This is a genomic window from Variovorax sp. 10L421, from assembly GCF_056395365.1.
Genome location: NZ_JBFTJJ010000006.1, coordinates 96,688 through 115,369 on the forward strand (window position 1 = coordinate 96,688; position 18,682 = coordinate 115,369).

The 18,682-nt window shown below is 67.4% G+C and carries 12 protein-coding genes; 6 read left to right on the forward strand and 6 right to left on the reverse strand.

Going from position 1 to position 18,682, the window contains the following annotated elements; translation table 11 throughout:
• Positions 1-9 precede the first annotated feature (9 nt).
• The 6 genes from AC1DFC_RS11290 to AC1DFC_RS11315 form a co-directional block, all read right to left on the reverse strand.
• Positions 10-2,997: a formate dehydrogenase subunit alpha gene (locus AC1DFC_RS11290; RefSeq protein WP_478179257.1), complete on the reverse strand. Its 2,988-nt coding sequence runs from the start codon at positions 2,995-2,997 to the stop codon at positions 10-12.
• Positions 2,998-3,009: 12 nt separating this feature from the next.
• Positions 3,010-3,231, reverse strand: a complete 222-nt coding sequence (locus AC1DFC_RS11295; RefSeq protein ID WP_007832888.1) for a hypothetical protein — start codon at positions 3,229-3,231, stop codon at positions 3,010-3,012.
• Between the two features lie 113 nt (positions 3,232-3,344).
• Positions 3,345-3,962: a TorD/DmsD family molecular chaperone gene (locus AC1DFC_RS11300; RefSeq protein ID WP_007832890.1), complete on the reverse strand. Its 618-nt coding sequence runs from the start codon at positions 3,960-3,962 to the stop codon at positions 3,345-3,347.
• Positions 3,959-6,037 carry a 4Fe-4S binding protein gene (locus tag AC1DFC_RS11305; RefSeq protein ID WP_478179293.1) on the reverse strand — a complete coding sequence of 693 codons (2,079 nt, stop codon included), beginning with the start codon at positions 6,035-6,037 and terminating at the stop codon, positions 3,959-3,961. Before AC1DFC_RS11305 ends, AC1DFC_RS11300 begins: the two co-directional genes overlap by 4 nt.
• On the reverse strand, positions 5,997-6,620 hold the full coding sequence (locus AC1DFC_RS11310) for a DUF3306 domain-containing protein (RefSeq protein ID WP_478179258.1): 624 nt from the start codon (positions 6,618-6,620) through the stop codon (positions 5,997-5,999). The genes AC1DFC_RS11305 and AC1DFC_RS11310 overlap by 41 nt, the downstream gene beginning before the upstream one ends.
• Positions 6,613-7,197: a DUF3305 domain-containing protein gene (locus AC1DFC_RS11315; protein WP_056599854.1), complete on the reverse strand. Its 585-nt coding sequence runs from the start codon at positions 7,195-7,197 to the stop codon at positions 6,613-6,615. The genes AC1DFC_RS11310 and AC1DFC_RS11315 overlap by 8 nt, the downstream gene beginning before the upstream one ends.
• 107 nt (positions 7,198-7,304) lie before the next feature.
• Here AC1DFC_RS11315 and AC1DFC_RS11320 point away from each other — a divergent pair, with 107 nt between their 5' ends.
• The 6 genes from AC1DFC_RS11320 to glgX all read left to right on the forward strand — a co-directional run bounded on the left by AC1DFC_RS11320 (position 7,305) and on the right by glgX (position 18,678).
• Positions 7,305-8,216 carry a formate dehydrogenase accessory sulfurtransferase FdhD gene (locus AC1DFC_RS11320; protein ID WP_007832904.1) on the forward strand — a complete coding sequence of 304 codons (912 nt, stop codon included), beginning with the start codon at positions 7,305-7,307 and terminating at the stop codon, positions 8,214-8,216.
• A 266-nt stretch (positions 8,217-8,482) separates the two neighbouring features.
• Positions 8,483-10,375 carry a 1,4-alpha-glucan branching protein GlgB gene (gene glgB, locus AC1DFC_RS11325; RefSeq protein ID WP_478179259.1) on the forward strand — a complete coding sequence of 631 codons (1,893 nt, stop codon included), beginning with the start codon at positions 8,483-8,485 and terminating at the stop codon, positions 10,373-10,375.
• Positions 10,372-12,414: an alpha-1,4-glucan--maltose-1-phosphate maltosyltransferase gene (locus tag AC1DFC_RS11330; protein WP_478179260.1), complete on the forward strand. Its 2,043-nt coding sequence runs from the start codon at positions 10,372-10,374 to the stop codon at positions 12,412-12,414. The genes glgB and AC1DFC_RS11330 overlap by 4 nt, the downstream gene beginning before the upstream one ends.
• A gap of 15 nt (positions 12,415-12,429) precedes the next feature.
• Entirely contained in the window at positions 12,430-15,732 is a 3,303-nt protein-coding gene (gene treS / locus AC1DFC_RS11335) for a maltose alpha-D-glucosyltransferase (protein ID WP_007832910.1), read from the forward strand.
• Between the two features lie 33 nt (positions 15,733-15,765).
• Positions 15,766-16,515 carry a mechanosensitive ion channel family protein gene (locus AC1DFC_RS11340; protein WP_007832912.1) on the forward strand — a complete coding sequence of 250 codons (750 nt, stop codon included), beginning with the start codon at positions 15,766-15,768 and terminating at the stop codon, positions 16,513-16,515.
• Positions 16,516-18,678 (forward strand): glycogen debranching protein GlgX, encoded by a 2,163-nt coding sequence (glgX, locus tag AC1DFC_RS11345; RefSeq protein WP_007832914.1) that lies wholly within the window; start codon positions 16,516-16,518, stop codon positions 18,676-18,678.
• The last annotated feature ends 4 nt before the right edge of the window (positions 18,679-18,682 follow it).

Here is an 18,682-nt window from a genome sequence, read left to right on the forward strand (position 1 = left end):
GGTGATTCCTCATGCTTTCTCGATGTTGCAGACAGTGGTCTTGGTCTCTTGCATCATGGTGACGCTGTCGTAGCCGTAGGTCGTGCCGGTGTTGATGGCCTCGCCGCGCACGACGGGCGCCGCGCCCTTCGGGTAGTAGGCGAGCAGGTCCTGGCCCTGCCAGCGGCCCGAGAAGTGAAAGGGCATGAACACCGTGTCGGGCCCGACGCGCTCGGTCACCAGAGCCTGCACGTCGAGCTTGGCGCCGGTGGGCGTGTGCACCCAGACACGCTCGCCGTTGCGGATGTTCTTCTCGGCCGCCACCTTCGGATTGATCTCGATGAACATCTCCTGCTGCAGCTCGGCCAGCCAGGGGTTGGAGCGTGTTTCCTCGCCGCCGCCCTCGTATTCCACGAGCCGGCCCGAGGTCATGATGTAGGGGAATTTCTCGGCGATCTTGTCGGCGATGTTCTTCTGCTGGACGGTCTTGTAGAGCGTGGGCAGGCGCCAGAAGGCCATCTTGTCGTCGTGGGTCGGGTACTTCGCGGCCAGGTCGGGACGCGTGCCGTAGAGCGGCTCGCGGTGTTGCGGAATGCCATCCGGAAAATTCCACACGACGGCTCGCGCCTTGGCATTGCCGAAGGGGTGGCAGCCGTGGTTCTTCATGAACACGCGGATCATGCCGCCCGAGCTGTCGGTCTTCCAGTTCTTGCCTTCCGCCTTGGGCTTCTCGGCCTCGGTGAGCTCGTCCCACCACCCGAGCTTCTTGAGCAACACGTGGTCCAGTTCGGGATAGCCCGTGGTGATGTCGGCGCCGAGCGAGTACGAGCCGTCTTCGGCCAGAAGGTTCTTGCCATTGCGCTCGACACCGAAGTTCGCGCGGAAGTTGCCGCCCCCATCCATCACGTGCTTGGACGTGTCGTAGAGGTTGGGCGAGCCGGGATGCTTCAGCTCGGGCGTGCCGTAGCAGGGCCAGGGCAGTCCGAAGTAGTCCCCCGAGATGTCGTAGCCGTTGACCTTGTCCTTGACGGAGCCCTTGGCCTTGAGCGTGCGCACGTCGAAGGCGGCCATGTTGCGCATGTGCGCCTGCAGCCGCTCGGGGCTCTGGCCCGAGTAGCCGACGGCCCAGCAGGACTTGTTGATCTCGCGCAGGATGTCGTCCGGCACGGGCTCGTCCATGCCCTTGACCTTCTGCATCTTGTAGTTCTTGCTGAGCTCCTTGCCGAAGCCCAGCCGGTCGGCGAACTGCTGCATGATCATGTGGTCGCTGCGGCTTTCCCACAGCGGCTCGATCACCTTCTCGCGCCATTGGACCGACCGGTTCGACGCCGTCACCGATCCGCTGGTTTCGAACTGCGTGCACGCGGGCAGCAGGTAGACCGCGCGGTTCGCATTGGCGTCTTCGGGCCTGCCCGGCATCGCGGCCATCGCGGCCGTGGCCGACGGATAGGGGTCGACGACGACGAGCAGATCGAGCTTGTCCATCGCCCGCTTCATCTCGAGGCCGCGGGTCTGCGAGTTGGGCGCATGGCCCCAGTAGAAGACGCCGCGCAGGTTCGAGTCCTGGTCGATCAGCTCGTTCTTCTCGAGCACGCCGTCGATCCAGCGCGACACCGTGATGCCGGGCTTGCTCATCATCGCGGGCGATGCGAAGCGGCCTTTGATCCATTCGAAGTCCACGCCCCAGGTGGCGGCGAAGTGCTTCCACGACCCTTCGACCAGGCCGTAGTAGCCCGGCAGCGAATCGGGGTTCGGGCCGACGTCGGTCGCGCCCTGCACGTTGTCATGCCCGCGGAAGATGTTGGTGCCGCCGCCCGACGTGCCGACGTTGCCGAGCGCCAGCTGGAGGATGCACGAAGCCCGCACGATGGCATTGCCGATGGTGTGCTGCGTCTGGCCCATGCACCAGACCACGGTGCCGGGGCGGTTCTCGTGCAGCATGGTCGCGATCTTCAATACCTGGGCTTCGCCGACGCCGCAGGCCTCTTCGACCTTGTCGGGCGTCCACTTGCTCATGACGTCCGCGCGCACCTCGTCCATGCCGTAGACACGGTCGTTGATGTAGCGCTTGTCTTCCCAGCCGTTCTTGAAGATGTGGTGCAGGATGCCGAACAGGAACGCGATGTCCGAGCCCGAGCGGATGCGCACGTATTCGTGGGCCTTGGCCGCGGTGCGGGTGAAGCGTGGGTCGACCACGATCATCTTGCAGCCGTGTTCCTTGGCGTGCAGCATGTGCAGCATGCTCACGGGGTGCGCCTCGGCCGCATTCGAGCCGATGTACATCGCGACCTTCGCGTTGCGCATGTCGTTGTACGAATTGGTCATGGCGCCGTAGCCCCATGTATTCGCCACGCCCGCGACCGTGGTCGAGTGGCAGATGCGCGCCTGGTGGTCGCAGTTGTTGCTGCCGAAGAAGCTCACGAACTTGCGCAGCAGGTACGACTGCTCGTTGCTGTGCTTGCTCGAACCGATCCAGTAGATCGCGTCGGGCCCGCTGGCCTTGGTGAGCTCCTTGAGCTTGGCCGTGATTTCGTCGAGCGCTGTGTCCCAGCTGATGCGCTCGTACTTGCCGTTGACGAGCTTCATCGGGTAGCGCAGGCGATATTCGCCATGGCCGTGTTCGCGCAACGCGGCGCCCTTGGCGCAGTGGGCGCCGAGGTTGATGGGCGAGTCGAACACGGGTTCCTGCCGGACCCACACGCCGTTCTCGACCACGGCGTCGGACGCGCAGCCGACCGAGCAGTGCGAGCACACGGTGCGCTTCACCTCGATCTTGCCGGCGCCGATGGCCGCGGGCTTGCCGTCAGCGGCCTTGGCTTTCTGAATCAGCGTGAGCTGGCTGGCGGCCAGGCCCACACCGACACCGAGGCCGGAGCGCCGCAGGAAGGCGCGCCGGTCCATCGTCGGCAGCGCGTTCGCGAGGCCGCGCCGAAGGCTGTGGACGAAGGGCGACGCGTGGGTGGACGCGCCGGAGGCAGGTTGACTCGCGGTGCCTGGGGATTTTTTGGTCAGAAGCACAACAGGTACTCCTCAGGCTGAAGCGGTCGCGTAGTAGCGCTTGACGTGCTCGCTCAGGGAATAGCCGCCGCCGTTTTCAGGCGCGGGTGGCAGGGGGGAGGGGGCGGCGACGGGCGTCTGCACCACCTTCGGAAGCGCCGTGACGGCCACTGCGGCGACGCCGGCCGTTGCGGCACCGAGGAAGAATCCCCGACGGGATGCCGGCTCGAGGCCGGTATTTTTGCTGTCCTGCATGCTGACCCCTGGAGTGGCTGGGCCCGACGAGAGAAGAAAACCCGTCCGCCCTTACAAATACTAGACCAGCAGCAACCGGTGAGCAACCTGAATAGCCCTTGCGTTCCGTTGCCTCAGGCCAGCATGTCGAAGGCTTGTGCCTCGACGTCGCCGAACGCGCGCGTGAAGACGGCGAGCGCCGCGTAGAACCGCGCCTTCGGATGCTGCGACACGGCCTCGCACAGGGCTGGCAGCCAGGGCTGGATGTGCTTCGAGAAGATGGCCTGCTGCTGCGTGAGGTTGGCGACCGCTGCGTCTTCGCCGGCGATCAGGTAGCGCATGACCTCGAACAGGCAGGCGATGTGGTCCTCGGTCTCGCAGGTGGTCTCGGTGCGCGCCAGGCCCAGCCGGTCGAGGTCGTTGCGCAACTGCACGAGTGGCTTGTCGTTGAGAAAGCCGCTCAGGTAGTGCGAGCCGAAGAGGAAGACCTCGGGCTTGCCGATGCCGCCGAAGAGCGCGTCGTATTCGTCGTGCGCGGCGGCCGCGCTCGTGTCGCGCGCGATGCCGACCAGCTGGCGCCACGGTTCCTCGAGAAAGGCGCCCGCGGCCGGCGCCTCGGTGGGCGCCACCTGGAAGGCCTCCAGCAGCCCGGCATCGGGTGCGGCGTACCAGAGCCGCGCCAGCAGGCCGTAGAGCTCCGCCCGGGCCACCTCCTCGTCGAGTGCGGAAGAGGCGGGAAAGGTCTGGCTCATAGCGGGGCGATCTTCACTTCGTTGGTGGCACTGTAGAGGTCGATGACGCGGCAGTCGCTGCACATCTTGAGGCGCTCCAGCGCTTCGCCCTGGAACATCGCATGCCCGGCCAGCTTGCCGAGCATGGCCTCGATCGCCTTCTGCGTACCGAAGGGCTTGCTGCAGCGGATGCAGACCCAGGGCCTGGCCTCGTTCAGAAGCACCTGCTGCTTGCGCTCGGGCGCAGCCAGCAGGCGCGGCAAGAGCGAGACGGCGTCTTCGGGGCATGTGGTCTCGCACAAGCCGCATTGAACGCAGTTCTTTTCGATGAAGCGCAGCTGCGGTGCGCTCTGGCTGTCCAGCAGCGCGCCCGACGGGCAGGCGCCGACGCAGGCCAGGCACAGCGTGCACTTGTCCTTGTCGACCGCGATGGCGCCCAGGGGCGATCCTGCCGGCAACCCGAAAGCCAGCGGTGCGTCGAGCTGCGTCTGCAGGGCGGGCGCCGTGCCCATCAGGTGGTCGAGCGCCATCTCGAGCCGGTCGCGCTTGTCGGCACCGACGGCGAAGCGGGCGGGGGCGGCCGGCACGCGCTGCGTGGTCGCGCGCAAGCTGGCCAGCGCGGCATCCAGAACGGCGGGCGAGTCGGCTTCGATCACGCGGAAGTGCGTGCCGGTGTAGCCCAGGCCCAGCAACAGCGCCTGCGCGATGTCCATCTGCTGCCTGAGTGCCGCGAGGTACTGCGGCGCTTCCTCTCCGGTGCAAAGCACCGCCACCTGCGAGGCGCCGAAGGCGATCGCGCTCAGCCACAGGTCGATGCCGGTGCTGGCCGCATGAAAGAGGCCCACGGGGATCACCTGCGCCGGAACGCCCTGCGCCTTGCCGAGCTGCGCCTGTCGGCCGAGTTGCTCGAGCAGCGCCTGGCCGCCTTCCTGGCTGTGCAGCAGCAGCGCGGCGTCGCGGCCGCCCGCCGATGCATAGGTGGCGAGCAGCTTGCGCAGCTTGAGCCCCTGGTCGGGCGCGCGCGGGTAGGTGTAACCCAGCGCGCCCGTCGGGCACACCGTGGTGCAGGCGCCGCAGCCCACGCACAGGTTCGGGTTGACCACGATGCGCTGGCGTTCCTTGTCGCTGCTCACGGCATGGGCCGAGCACACGTCGACGCAGGCATTGCAGCCGACCACCTCGTTGCGGCTGTGCGCGCAGAGCTTCTGCTTGTAGTCGAAGAACTTGGGTTTCTCGAATTCCCCGACCAGTTCGCGCACGCGCAGCAGCGTCTGCAGGCCATCGGCGTGCGCGACGCCGCCGGACAGGTGGAAGTAGCCCTGCGGCGGCGCGTGCCAGTCGATGAGCGGCGCGGGGCCAAGGTCGAGCACGAGGTCGAACGCCGCATCGAGCGCCTGGGGCTTGCGGCTGAAATCGATGGCGCCCGCCGCGCTGCAGGCGCGCTCGCAATCGCGGTGCGAGGTGCAGCGCGCGTTGTCGATCTGGTAGTCCAGCGCGATGGCCTGCTCGGGGCAGGCGACGACGCAGGCGTTGCAGCGGGTACACAGGTCGAGGTCGATCGCGTTGTCGCGCGTCCAGTGCAGCGTGAAGGCGCCGAGCCAGCCGGTGAGCGTATCGATGCGCCCGGCAATCACCGGCCAGCGGCGCGCCTGGGCGCCGCCGCCCGCACCGGGACCCTGCGCGAACAAGGTCACGTCGAGCGTGTCGCCGACCAGCGCCGCGGCGCGCTCGGCTTCGTCGAGCGGACCGATGATCAGCAGGCGGCCCTGGCTGGTGTAGCTCACGGTCGGGACGGGCTCCGGCTCGGGCAGGCTGGCGGCGGCCAGCAGCGCGGCGATTTTCGGCATCGCGCTCTTGGCGTCGCGGCTCCAGCCGCCCGTCTCGCGGATGTTGATGAAGCGGACCGGCGAGGTCGCGTCGGGCGTCTGCGTGGCGAGTTCGCCGAAGAGCCGCTTTTCCTGGGTGCAGGCGACCACGACCTCGTCGCCGGACTGGATGGCGCGCTGGAAGGAAGTCGCCTCGCGGCGGCACAGCGACGAATGCAGCGGAAGCGTTTCAGCCAGTGCCGCGCCGAGGGTCTTCGGCTTCAGCGGCATCGTCTGGTTGCAGTCGCAAATCAGCGTGGTGGTCATCGGTTTCTTGGCTGGCGGGCTGCATTTCGGCAACCGGCGGGCTGGGAAGCGTTTCACATTCCCTGGACTGTGCCACTTTCGCTGCCTCGGCGTCGTCGGGGGTTTCCGGGGGAGTGTCCTCGGGCACCTCGTCGAAGAGCTTGAGGAACTTGGCGCTCGCCATCTGGCGCAGCACGCTCTCGGGCACGGGGGTGGATCGGGAATAGTCGTCGACGTAGGTGTCGAGGCCGTCCATCACGTTGAAATGCGGATCGGAAAAGAGCTTGCGCAAGGCCGCGTTCTTGACCTCGGGCGCGACTTCCCTGGCCAGGAAGGGCTTGTAGTCCGACTCGATGCCCAGCTCGTCCACGTCGGCGAGCGTCAGTGGCGGCGGAGCTTCCTGTTCACCCGCCGGGGGCAGGGCGGCAGCCTCCGCGACGGGGGCGGGTGCCGCCGCTGGCGTCGGAACAGGTGCCGCTGCCGGCGGGGCCTTCTCTTCCACGGCGGTCTCGGCCGCCCGCACCTCCTGCTTGCGGCGCGACCACCGTCCGAGAAAACCCTCAGACATCGCCAGCGCCCCGCCCGCGCTTCTTCTCGGTCGTCACGCTCGCGGCGTTGCCGAAACGGTCGACCAGCGACCGGAAGCTCTCGGGCCGCCGGCGGCGCTTGGGTTCGATCACGTAGTGCTCGTCCACGAAGGCGCGCACCCAGTCGACCACCTCTGCAGGTGCCGGAACCTGTTCTACCGTTTCCTGCGCATCGAGCCAGCGCCCGGCCTCGTAGTAGCTCAGAGTCACCACGACCGGTCGGGGGATGGGCTCGGACGCGAGCGTTGCCTCCTCGTCCATGCGCCACAGCACGAACCAGCACGGCGTTGGCGTGATCGCGTTGAGGTGGTAGCCCTCGGCCTCGTCGCGGAACAGCTCGACCTTGAAGCCGGGATGCAGCCAGTGCTGCTCGCCGCCGTCATTGCGCAGCAGGCGCGGCTCGGTGCCGAAGCCGGGCTCGTCGGGCAGCACGCTGTCGAGCGTCCAGCGCCAGGGCTGCCAGTGGCTCGAGGGGCCGTGCAGGCGCTCGCGGCGCATGACCACCGCGACGTCGAGCGCCGGGCGGCCGTTGGCGGCAGGAGTGTCCGAGGAAGGCATCGAACGAACGATAGCCGATGGCACGAAAGCCTGCGAGAAGTATCCCCTTCGACGGGAGGCCCGCGGATCCGGCATGTCGCGGCAGTCCGGTGGCGTAGGATTCCTGCATGGCCCCACCTGAAGACGAAGCGCCGCTGGCCTTTGATGCGGTACAGCTCTCCACGCGTGCCGGCACGCCTCGCCTGAACCAGGCGCGCAGCCCGCTGTTGCGCCGGATCGAGATCGTCGACCAGCACGGAGAACGGCGCGACATCGATATTCCGGCGGAGCGGCCGTTGACCGTTTTCGTGGACAAGCGCGAGCTCGTCACGCTGATGACCTTGGGCGCCTCGCCGGAGCTGCTGGTGTTGGGCTATCTGCTGAATCAGGACCTGATCCAGCGCGCAAGCGACATCGAGAGCATCGATGTCGACTGGAGCGTGGATGCGGCCGCCGTGAAGTCGCATCGCGGCGTCGCCAGACTCGGGGAGAAGACCGCGCGCCGGGTCGTGACGACAGGTTGCGGACAAGGCACCGTTTTCGGCGATGCGATGGCCCAGCTCGCCTCCGTCCGCCTGCCGCCGGCGCAATCGGCACGCATCGCCCAAGGCACGCTGCTGCGGATTCTCGAACTGATGAGATCGCGCAACAGCGTGCATCGGCACGCAGGGTCGGTGCACGGCTGTGCGCTGTTCCGCGGAACCGACATGCTGGTGTTCGTGGAAGACGTCGGAAGGCACAACGCCATTGACACCATCGCAGGGTGGATGGCGGTCCATGGCGTCGACGGTGGCGACAAGGTCTTCTACACGACAGGGCGTCTGACGAGCGAGATGGTGATGAAGTCGGCCCACATGGGTGTGCCGATCATCGCCTCGCGCAATGGCGTCACCGCGATGGGGCACGAGCTGGCAGGCAAGCTCGGCATGACGCTGTTCGGCCGAGCCGCCAATCGCCACTTTCTCTGCTACTGCGGGTTCGAGCGCTTCGATGCCGAGCCGCTGCCGCACGACCAGCCGCAGGACAAGACTGCGCAGTAAGTCATTAGGCCTCCGCCCATCATTCCGATTGCGCGCTGAGCGCCCCTTTCCAGTGCGCGGCGTCGCCCCGGGCACCAGGCGTTATGCCAAATGTCCTGCACGCTGCGCGAAGCGAAACCCCGGCGAACAGGCAACTCTCCGACAAGACGAGGCGGTGCAGGCCGTACCTGCGCTGCCTTGGCTCGCTGCAGATTGGCACCAAGCCCTGCGGAAACCGACGTCGTTCCTTGACCATCGTTCCGCCGGCTTCAATCCGAGGGTTGCCGGTGCCGTTGAATCATTCACTCCAGAACGAGCAAGACGTCCATCTTTTCCGCGAGGGGACCCACTCCCGCCTGTATGACGTGCTGGGTTGCCATCCCTCCAAAGAGGGCGGCGCCCATTTCGCCGTGTGGGCGCCGAATGCAGAGTCGGTGTCGGTAGTGGGAGACTGGAACTACTGGTCCGGCGATGCCGATCCGCTGAGGCCCAGTGCCGATGGCACCGGCATATGGCAAGGCCATGCTCCCAATGCCACCATCGGCCAGGCCTACAAATACCGCATTCGATCCCGCTACGGCGGCTACTCGGTGGACAAGGCCGACCCGGTCGCCTTCAGTGCCGAGCCGCCACCCGCGACCGCATCGCGCATCTGCGAGCTTTCGTACGAATGGGCGGACGCGCAGTGGATGTCCACGCGCGGCTCGCGCAATGCGCTCGACGCCCCGATGTCGGTCTATGAGGTGCATCTTGGCTCATGGCGCCGCCGCGACGGGCGGTTCCTGGACTACCGGGAGCTCGCGCGCCAGCTCGCCGCCTATGTGAACGAGATGGGCTTCACGCACGTGGAGCTCATGCCCGTGACCGAGCATCCGTTCTACGGCTCGTGGGGCTACCAGACCACCGGCTACTTCGCGCCCACGTCGCGCTTCGGCTCGCCGCAGGACTTCATGTACCTCGTCGATCACCTGCACCAGCAGGGCATCGGCGTGCTGCTCGACTGGGTGCCTTCGCACTTTCCGACGGACGAGCACGGCCTTGCGTATTTCGACGGTACGCACCTCTATGAACATGCCGATCCGCGCCAGGGTTTCCATCCGGAATGGAATTCAAGCATCTTCAACTACGGCCGGCCCGAAGTGCGCAGCTTCCTGGTGTCTTCCGGCCTGTTCTGGCTCGACCTGTACCACGTCGACGGCCTGCGCGTGGATGCCGTCGCCTCGATGCTTTATCTCGACTACGCGCGCGGGCATGGCGAATGGATTCCCAATCGCCACGGCGGCCGGGAGAACCTGGAGGCGATCGATTTCATCCAGACGCTGAACCGGGCGGTCTATCGCGAGCACCCCGACGCCATCACGGTGGCGGAGGAATCGACCGCGTGGCCGCGCGTATCGCGGCCCACCGACATGGACGGCCTCGGCTTCGGCGAGAAATGGAACATGGGCTGGATGCACGACGCGCTAGCGTACATGAAGGAAGAGCCGGTCCATCGCAAGTACCACCACCACAAGCTGACCTTCTCGCTGGTGTACGCCTTTCACGAGAACTTCGTGCTGCCGCTCTCGCATGACGAGGTGGTGCATGGCAAGGGGTCGCTGCTCAACAAGATGCCGGGCGACGAATGGCAGCAGTTCGCCAACCTGCGCGCGCTGTTCGGTTTCATGTGGGCGCATCCGGGCAAGAAGCTGCTCTTCATGGGCGGTGAATTCGGCCAGCGCCGTGAATGGACGCACGACGGCGAGCTCGAGTGGTGGGTGTGCGAGCTCGAGGGGCACGGCGGGCTGCAGCGCCTGGTGGCCCGGCTCAACCACGTCTACCGCGGCGCGCCCGCGCTCCATCAGCTGGATTTCTCGTCGCCGGGATTCGAATGGATTGCTGCCGACGATGCCGACGCCAGCGTGTTCGCGTTCCTGCGCAAGGCGAGCGACGGCAGTCCGCCGCTGCTCGTCGTGAGCAACATGACCCCGGTGCCGCGCACCAACTACCTGCTGGGCGTGCCGCTCGGCGGCCACTGGCGCGAGCTCATCAACACCGACGCCACCGAATTCGGCGGCTCCGGCTGGGGCAATTTCGGGGGCGTCGAAGCGGCCCCCGTGCGTTCGCACGGCCGAAGGCAATCGGTGTGCCTGACGCTGCCGCCGTTGTCCACGCTGATCCTGGAGCACAGCGCCTCATGAAGAACATCTTTGCGACGCGTCCCGTACCCGCGGCGGCAGACATCGAGAAGGGCGCCGTGCGCGCCGTGATCGATGCCGTCCTGCCATGCGTGGACAACGGGCGATTTCCCGTCAAGTGCGTCGTCGGCGAGCGGGTCCGGGTTCGCGCCCATTGCTTCACCGACGGGCACGACGTGCTGCGGGTGCAGCTGTGCTGGCGCGCGCACGAGCAGGCCGACTTCCGCGAAGTACCGATGAAGCCGCTCGGCAACGACGTGTGGGAGGCCGCGTTCTCGCCGCCGTCCCTCGGTCGCTACGTCTACACCTGCGTTGCGTGGGTGGATTCCTTCGACTCGTGGCACCACGAACTCACGCGGCGCGTCGATCCCGCCGACGTGCGCATCGCGGCCCAGATCGGTGCGCTCGAAATCGCCGCCGCCGCCGCGCGGGCGGAGGGTACCGACCGCATCGAGCTGCAGCGCTGGGCGACCGAGCTCGACGCCATGGCGGCCGATCCCGGCTGCGACATCGGTTCGCTCAAGGCTTTGGCGCTCGACGAGGAATATGCCGCGCTCGTGCGCCGCCATCCCGACAGGCGGCATGAGGCGCGCTACCCCATCGAGCTGCCGCTGGCCGTCGACAGGGAGCGCGCGCGCTTCAGCACCTGGTATGAGTTGTTCCCGCGCTCCACCAGTCCCCAGCCGGGCGTGCACGGCACCTTCAAGGATGTCGAAGCACGCCTGCCGGCCATCGCGGCGATGGGATTCGACGTGCTGTACTTCCCGCCGATCCACCCGATCGGCCGCGTGCAGCGCAAGGGCCCCAACAACGCGCTCGCCAGCGGCCCCGAAGACGTGGGGAGCCCATGGGCCATCGGGGCGGCAGAAGGCGGGCACAAGTCGATCCTTCCGGCGCTCGGCACGCCCGAAGACTTCCGGCGGCTGCTTGCACGCGCCGCGGAACACGGCCTCGAGATCGCGCTCGACATCGCCTTCCAGTGCGCACCCGACCATCCCTACGTGAAGGAGCATCCCGACTGGTTCCGCTGGCGCCCGGACGGCAGCGTGCAATACGCCGAGAACCCGCCCAAGAAATATCAGGACATCTATCCGTTCAACTTCGAGTGCAAGGAATGGCGCGAGCTGTGGGCCGAGCTCAAGAGCGTGATCGACCACTGGATCGGGGAGGGCGTGCGCATCTTCCGGGTGGACAACCCGCACACCAAGGCTTTCCCGTTCTGGGAGTGGGCCATCGGCGAGGTGAAGCGCGAGCACCCGGACACCATCTTCCTTGCCGAGGCCTTCACGCGGCCCAAGGTGATGCACCGGCTCGCGAAGCTGGGCTTCTCGCAGTCGTACACCTACTTCACCTGGCGCAACACCAAGCAGGAGCTGCAGGAGTACTTCACCGAGCTTTCGAGCGCCCCCGGCATCGACTACTTCCGCCCGAATGCCTGGCCCAACACGCCCGACATCCTGCACGAGCAGCTGCAGACCGGCGAGCCCGCAGTGTTCATGGCCAGGCTCGTGCTGGCGGCCACCCTGGCGGCCAACTACGGCATCTACGGGCCGGCCTACGAGTTGCGCGAGCACCTGCCGCGCGGACCCGGCAGCGAGGAATACCTCGACTCCGAGAAGTACCAGCTGCGCCACTGGAACCACGATGATCCCGCGAGCCTCGCCCCCTTCATCGCGCGGGTGAACCGCATCCGCCGCGAGAACCCGGCGCTGCAGCGGGACCGGAGCCTGCGCTTCCTGCACATCGACAACGACCGGCTGCTGGCCTATGCCAAGGAATCGCCGGACGGCCTCAACGTGATCGTCACCGTCGTCAACCTCGATCCACACGAGCCGCAGTCGGGCTGGCTCGGGCTGGAACCCGGCAGCGTCGGCGTTCCTTCCTCGCGGGCCTTCCAGATGCACGACCTGCTGAGCGGCCAGCGCTTCACCTGGCAGGGCGACTGGCACTACGTGCGGCTCGATCCGCGCAGCGTGCCCGCACACATCTTCGTGGTCCGCCGGCGCCATGGCGACGAGCGCGACTTCGATTATTTCCTGTGAGGAGGTCGCCGGCCCATGAATGCACCCGTCTCGCACATCGCACTCGAAACCGTCGAGATCGACAACAGCGACGATCCGCTGTGGTACCGCGACGCCGTGATCTACCAGCTCAACGTCAAGGCCTTCTTCGACTCCAACAACGACGGCATGGGCGACTTCAAGGGCGTGACCGCCAAGCTCGACTACGTGAAGGAGCTGGGCGTCAACACCATCTGGCTGATGCCCTTCTACCCCTCGCCGCTGCGCGACGACGGCTACGACATCTCCGAGTACGAGGACGTGCACCCGCAGTACGGCACGCTCGACGACTTCCGCGAGATGCTGGCCGAGGCGCACAAGCGGGGCCTGCGCGTGATCACCGAGCTGGTCATCAACCACACCTCGAGCGAACACCCTTGGTTCAAGGCCGCGCGGCTCGCACCGCCCGGCTCGCCCGAGCGCAATTTCTACGTGTGGAGCGACACCGACCAGATCTACCAGGGAACGCGGATCATCTTCACCGACACCGAGACGTCGAACTGGACCTGGGACCCGGTGGCCAAGCAGTACTTCTGGCACCGCTTCTTCAGCCACCAGCCCGACCTGAACTTCGACAACCCGGCGGTGATGGAAGCCATCTTCAAGACCATGCGCTTCTGGCTCGACATGGGCGTGGACGGCTTCCGGCTCGACGCCATTCCCTACCTCGTGGAGCGCGACGGCACCAGCAACGAGAACCTGCCCGAGACCCATGCGGTGATCAAGCGGCTGCGCGCGGCCATCGATGCGCAGTACCGCAACCGCTTCCTGCTGGCCGAGGCCAACATGTGGCCCGAGGACGTGCGCGAGTATTTCGGCGACGGCGACGAGTGCCACATGGCCTACCACTTCCCGCTGATGCCGCGCATGTACATGGCCATCGCACAGGAAGACCGGCACCCGATCGTCGAGATCATGGCGCAGACGCCCGACATCCCCGAGGGCTGCCAGTGGGCCATCTTCCTGCGCAACCACGACGAGCTGACGCTCGAGATGGTGACCAGCAAGGAGCGCGACTACATGTACACCATGTACGCCGCCGACATGCGCGCGCGCATCAACCTGGGCATCCGCCGCCGGCTCGCGCCGCTGATGGAGAACGACCCCGATCGCGTGAAGCTCATGAACGGCATGCTGCTGTCCATGCCGGGCTCGCCCATCATCTACTACGGCGACGAAATCGGCATGGGCGACAACGTGTTCGTGGGCGACCGCAATGGCGTGCGCACCCCGATGCAATGGAGCCCCGACCGCAACGCGGGCTTCTCGCGCGCCGACCCGCAGCGCCTCTACCTGCAGCCGATCATGGACGCGATGTTCGGCTACGAGGCGCTCAACGTCGAGGCCCAGGCGCGCGACAGCAGCTCGCTGCTCAACTGGACCCGGCGCATGCTCGCCGTGCGCAAGACCAGCCACGCCTTCGGGCGCGGCAGGCGCCGCTTCCTGAAGCCCGGCAACCGCAAGATCCTGGCCTACCTGAGCGAGTACGACAGCGACGTGGTGCTGACGGTGTTCAACCTGTCGCGCGCGGCCCAGCCGGTGGAGCTGGACCTGTCGGAGTTCAAGGGTTTCGTGCCCATCGAGATGCTGGGGCGCGCACCGTTCCCGCCCATCGGCGAGCTGCCGTACCTGCTCACGCTGGCTTCGTACGGCTTCTACTGGTTCAAGCTCGCCGCCGAGGCCGATGCGCCGAGCTGGCACCAGGAAGGCGTGGCGCTGCAGGAGTGGCCCACGCTGGTGCTGTTCGACGGCTGGACCAGCTTCTTCCGCGACCGCGTGATGCCCTGGCGCATCAACATGGCCGAACGCATGCGCAACCAGTTCGAGCTGGAGATCCTGCCGCGCCACATCGAGATCCAGCGCTGGTATGCCTCCAAGGGCACGGCCATCGGGCGCGCGCGGCTGGTGGACCATGCCGTGTGGGAGGTCGGCGGCCTGAGCTGGATGCTGCCGCTGCTGGACCTCGACGGCCCGCCCGGCGGCGCCGCCTACTTCATGCCGCTCGCGCTGGCGTGGGAAGAGCGCGACGAGGAGCGCATGGCCGGCGTGGCGCAGGCCGCGATCGCGAAGGTGCGGCAGCAGGCGCAGGTCGGGCTGATGGGCGACGCCTTCTACGACGAGGCCTTCTGCCGCGAGCTGGTGCGTGCCATCGGCAAGGGGACCGAGCTTGCGACGGCGAACGGCAGGCTGGTCTTCAAGCCGACGGCGGCCTTCGCGCAAGTCGGCGCCGACATCGACGCGCTGCCTGTGGGCCGCCCGAGCGGCGTGAGCAGCAACACGGTGGTCACGCTGGACGAGACCCTGTTCCTCAAGGGCTATCGGCACGTGCGCGAAGGCATCAACCCCGAGCTGGAGATGGGCCGCTTCCTGACCGAGGTGGCGCGCTACCCGCACTGCGTGCCGGTGCTCGGCGCGCTCGAGTACATGGCGAACGACGGCCGCACGATCACGCTCGCCATGGTGCAGAGCTACGTGTCCAACCAGGGCGACGGCTGGGACTACACGCTCGGCTACCTCGAGCGCTTCCTGCGCGACGTGGCCACCACCGACGGCGGCGCGCCCGCCGTGTCGGAGGTGCACGGCGGCTTCCTCGCGCTGATGGCCACGCTGGGCCGCCGCACGGCCGAGCTGCACCAGGCGCTCGCCGTGCGCACGGGCGCCGCCGCATTCGACCCCGAGCCGCTGGCGTCTGCCGACTTCGCCGGGTTCAAGGCCCATGCCGCGAGCGACGCTGAGGCAACGCTCGCGCTGCTGCGCGAACGGCTCGACCTGCTGCCGCCCACGGTGCAGGCCGACGCCCGCACGCTGCTCGCGGCGTCCGGCACGCTGCAGGCCGGCATCGAGGCGAGACGGCCGGTGGAAGGCACCGGCATCAAGAGCCGCTACCACGGCGATTACCACCTCGGCCAGGTGCTGGTGAAGGACAACGACTTCGTCATCATCGATTTCGAGGGCGAGCCCGCGCGCAGCTTCGAGGAGCGACGCACCAAGAGCTCGCCGCTGCGCGACGTGGCCGGCATGCTGCGCTCGTTCAACTACGCGCGCTGGTCGGCGCTGCGCCGGGTGGCGCAGAACCCCGACGAGGCCGAGCGGCTGGCCGCCCCGGCCGTCGCGTGGGAGCAGGCGACGCGCGAAGCTTTCCTGGCGGGCTACGGCGGGGCGCTCGACGGCGAACTGCTCGCGCTGTTCGAACTCGAGAAAGCCCTTTACGAGTTGCGCTACGAACTCGACAACCGTGTCGATTGGGCGCAGGTGCCGCTGCAAGGCGTGCTCGCGCTCATCCAACCGTCCCGCGCCTGACGTTGTCGACGCAACCCCAAGGGAGCTCACACCATGGAAAACTTCGGCATTCACCTGGAGCCGCTGCGCGCCATCCTCTACCAGGTCGGCGCCTTCGTGCCGCGCCTGCTGATCGCGGTGGTCGTGGTCATCGCCGGCTGGCTGGTCGCCAAGGCGGTGCGCTTCGCGGTGACCAGGGCGCTGCGCGCCGTCAACTTCAACGTGCTGACCGAGCGCGCGGGGCTCGACAACTTCCTGCGCCAGGGCGGGCTCGCGGGGGACACCAGCAGCCTGTTCGGCATCCTCGCGTACTGGCTGGTGATCTTCGCCTCGCTGCTCATCGCCTTCAACGGCATGGGGCTGAGCTACATCGCCGACCTGCTCGGGCGCATCGTCTGGTTCGTGCCGAACGTGTTCGTGGCGCTGCTGGTGCTGGCTTTCGGCTCCTATTTCGCGCGCTTCGTGGGCGATGCGGTGTCGAGCTACTTCCGCGGCATCCAGATGCAGGACGCGGCCCTCTTCGGCAAGGTGGCGCAGTACGCGGTGATGGCTTTCGTGATCCTGATCGCGCTCGACCAGATCAAGGTCGGCGGCGACATCGTGCGCGAGAGCTTCCTCGTGATCCTCGCCGGCGTGGTCTTCGCGCTCGCCCTGGCCTTCGGACTGGCAGGCAAGGACTGGGCGAAGGCGCAGATCGAACATTGGTGGCCGAGGCAGATCAGGGGCGGCAAGCCGCCGCCGCCGAACGTGACCACTGTCGACAGTTCCACCCCGCGTCCCGGCAATGATCACCTGCCGCACTGAATGACACGAAAACCCAATCCGTCGATCACGGCCGTCTGGCCCGGCCGACCGTATCCGCGCGGCGCCACCTGGGACGGAGGGGGCGTCAATTTCGCCCTGTTCTCGCAGCATTCGAGCGGCGTCGAGCTGTGCCTGTTCGACGAGCGCGGACGCCACGAGCTGCAGCGCATCGCGATGCGCGAACGCACCGACGGCGTATGGCATTGCTACCTGCCCGAGGCGCGCCCCGGCCAGGCCTACGGCTACCGCGTGCACGGCCCCTACAAGCCGGAGGAGGGGCACCGCTTCAACGCCAACAAGCTGCTGGTCGACCCGTATGCGAAGGACCTGGCGGGCGAGCTGCGCTGGGGCGACGCGCTCTACGGCTACACCGTGGGCAGCAAGCGCGAGGACCTTTCCTTCGATCGCCGCGACAGCGCGCCGCTGATGCCCAAGGGCCGCGTGCTCGAGACCGCCTTCACCTGGGGAGACGACCGCCGCCCCCTCGTGCCGTGGCAGGACATGGTGATCTACGAGATGCACGTGCGCGGCTTCACCATGACGCACCCCGACGTGCCGCCCGCGCTGCGCGGTACCTACGCCGGCCTGGGCTGCGCGCCGGTGGTCGACTACCTCAAGCGCCTGGGCGTGACCACGGTGGAGCTGCTGCCGGTGCACAGTTTCCTCAACGACCGGCACCTTGCCGAGCGCGGCCTGCAGAACTACTGGGGCTACAACACGCTGGCCTTCTTCGCGCCCGAGACGCGCTACAGCGCCTCGGGCAAGGTGAAGGAGTTCAAGACGATGGTGAAGACGCTGCATTCGGCAGGCATCGAGGTGATCCTCGACGTGGTCTACAACCACACCTGCGAGGGCAACCAGCTCGGGCCCACCCTGTCGATGCGCGGCGTGGACAACGCCTCCTACTACATCGCCAACGCCGACAACCGCCGCTACTACGACGACTTCACCGGCTGCGGCAACACCGTGAACCTGGAGCACCCGCACGCGCTGCAGCTGGTGATGGACTCGCTGCGCTACTGGGCCGAGGAGATGCACGTCGACGGCTTCCGCTTCGACCTGGCCTCGGCGCTGGCGCGCGAGTCGGGCAAGGTCGAGAACCTCGGCGGCTTCTTCGACGCGATCCGCCAGGACCCGACGCTCAACCGCGTGAAGCTCATCGCCGAGCCCTGGGACCTGGGCCACGGCGGCTACCAGGTGGGCAACTTCCCGCTCGGCTGGGCCGAATGGAACGACCAGTACCGCGACGGCATGCGCGGATTCTGGAAGGGCGATGGCGGCCTGCTCGGCGAGATGGCCAGGCGCGTCACCGGCTCCGAGGACCTGTACGGCTGGTCCGGCAAGAAGCCCACCGCCAGCATCAACTTCGTGACCGCGCACGACGGCTTCACGCTGCACGACCTCGTCTCGTACAACGACAAGCACAACGAGCCCAACGGCGAGGACAACCGCGACGGCAACAACCACAACGTCTCGTGGAACTGCGGCGCCGAGGGCCCCACCGACGACCCCGAAGTGCTCGCGCTGCGCGAGCGGCAGAAGCGCAACCTGCTGGCCACGCTGCTGCTCTCGCAGGGCGTGCCGATGCTGCTGGCGGGCGACGAGCGCGGCCACACGCAGCAGGGCAACAACAATGTCTATTGCCAGGACAACGAGATCGGCTGGCTCGACTGGATGCCCTCGCCGGAGAGTTCGGCGCTCACGAGCTTCGTCGAACGCATGATCTCGCTGCGCCGAGCGCATCCATCGTTCCGGCGCCGTTCGTTCTTCGCGGGCCAGCCGGCGGAAGGCGAGAGCGTGACCGACGTGCACTGGCTCAAGCCCGACGGCACGGAGATGCAGCCCGAGAACTGGAACGACGCGAACGCGCGCTGCATCGCGATGTACATCCCCGGCGGCGGCATCGTCGACCGCGGGCCGCGCGGCGAGGCGCAGCACGACGACGATTTCCTGGTGCTGTTCAACGCCCACCACGACGAGATTCCCTTCACGCTGCCGGCGACCCCGCATGGGGCCTGGCGGCTGCTGGTCGACACCGCCGGCAGCGCGCCGCCGCTCGCCACCGTCGACGCCGCCACGCCGGCCCCGGCGTGGACGCAGCCGGCCTATCCCCTGCAATGCCGCTCGCTCGCGGTGTTGAATCGGCCCGGCATGAGGCCATGAACCC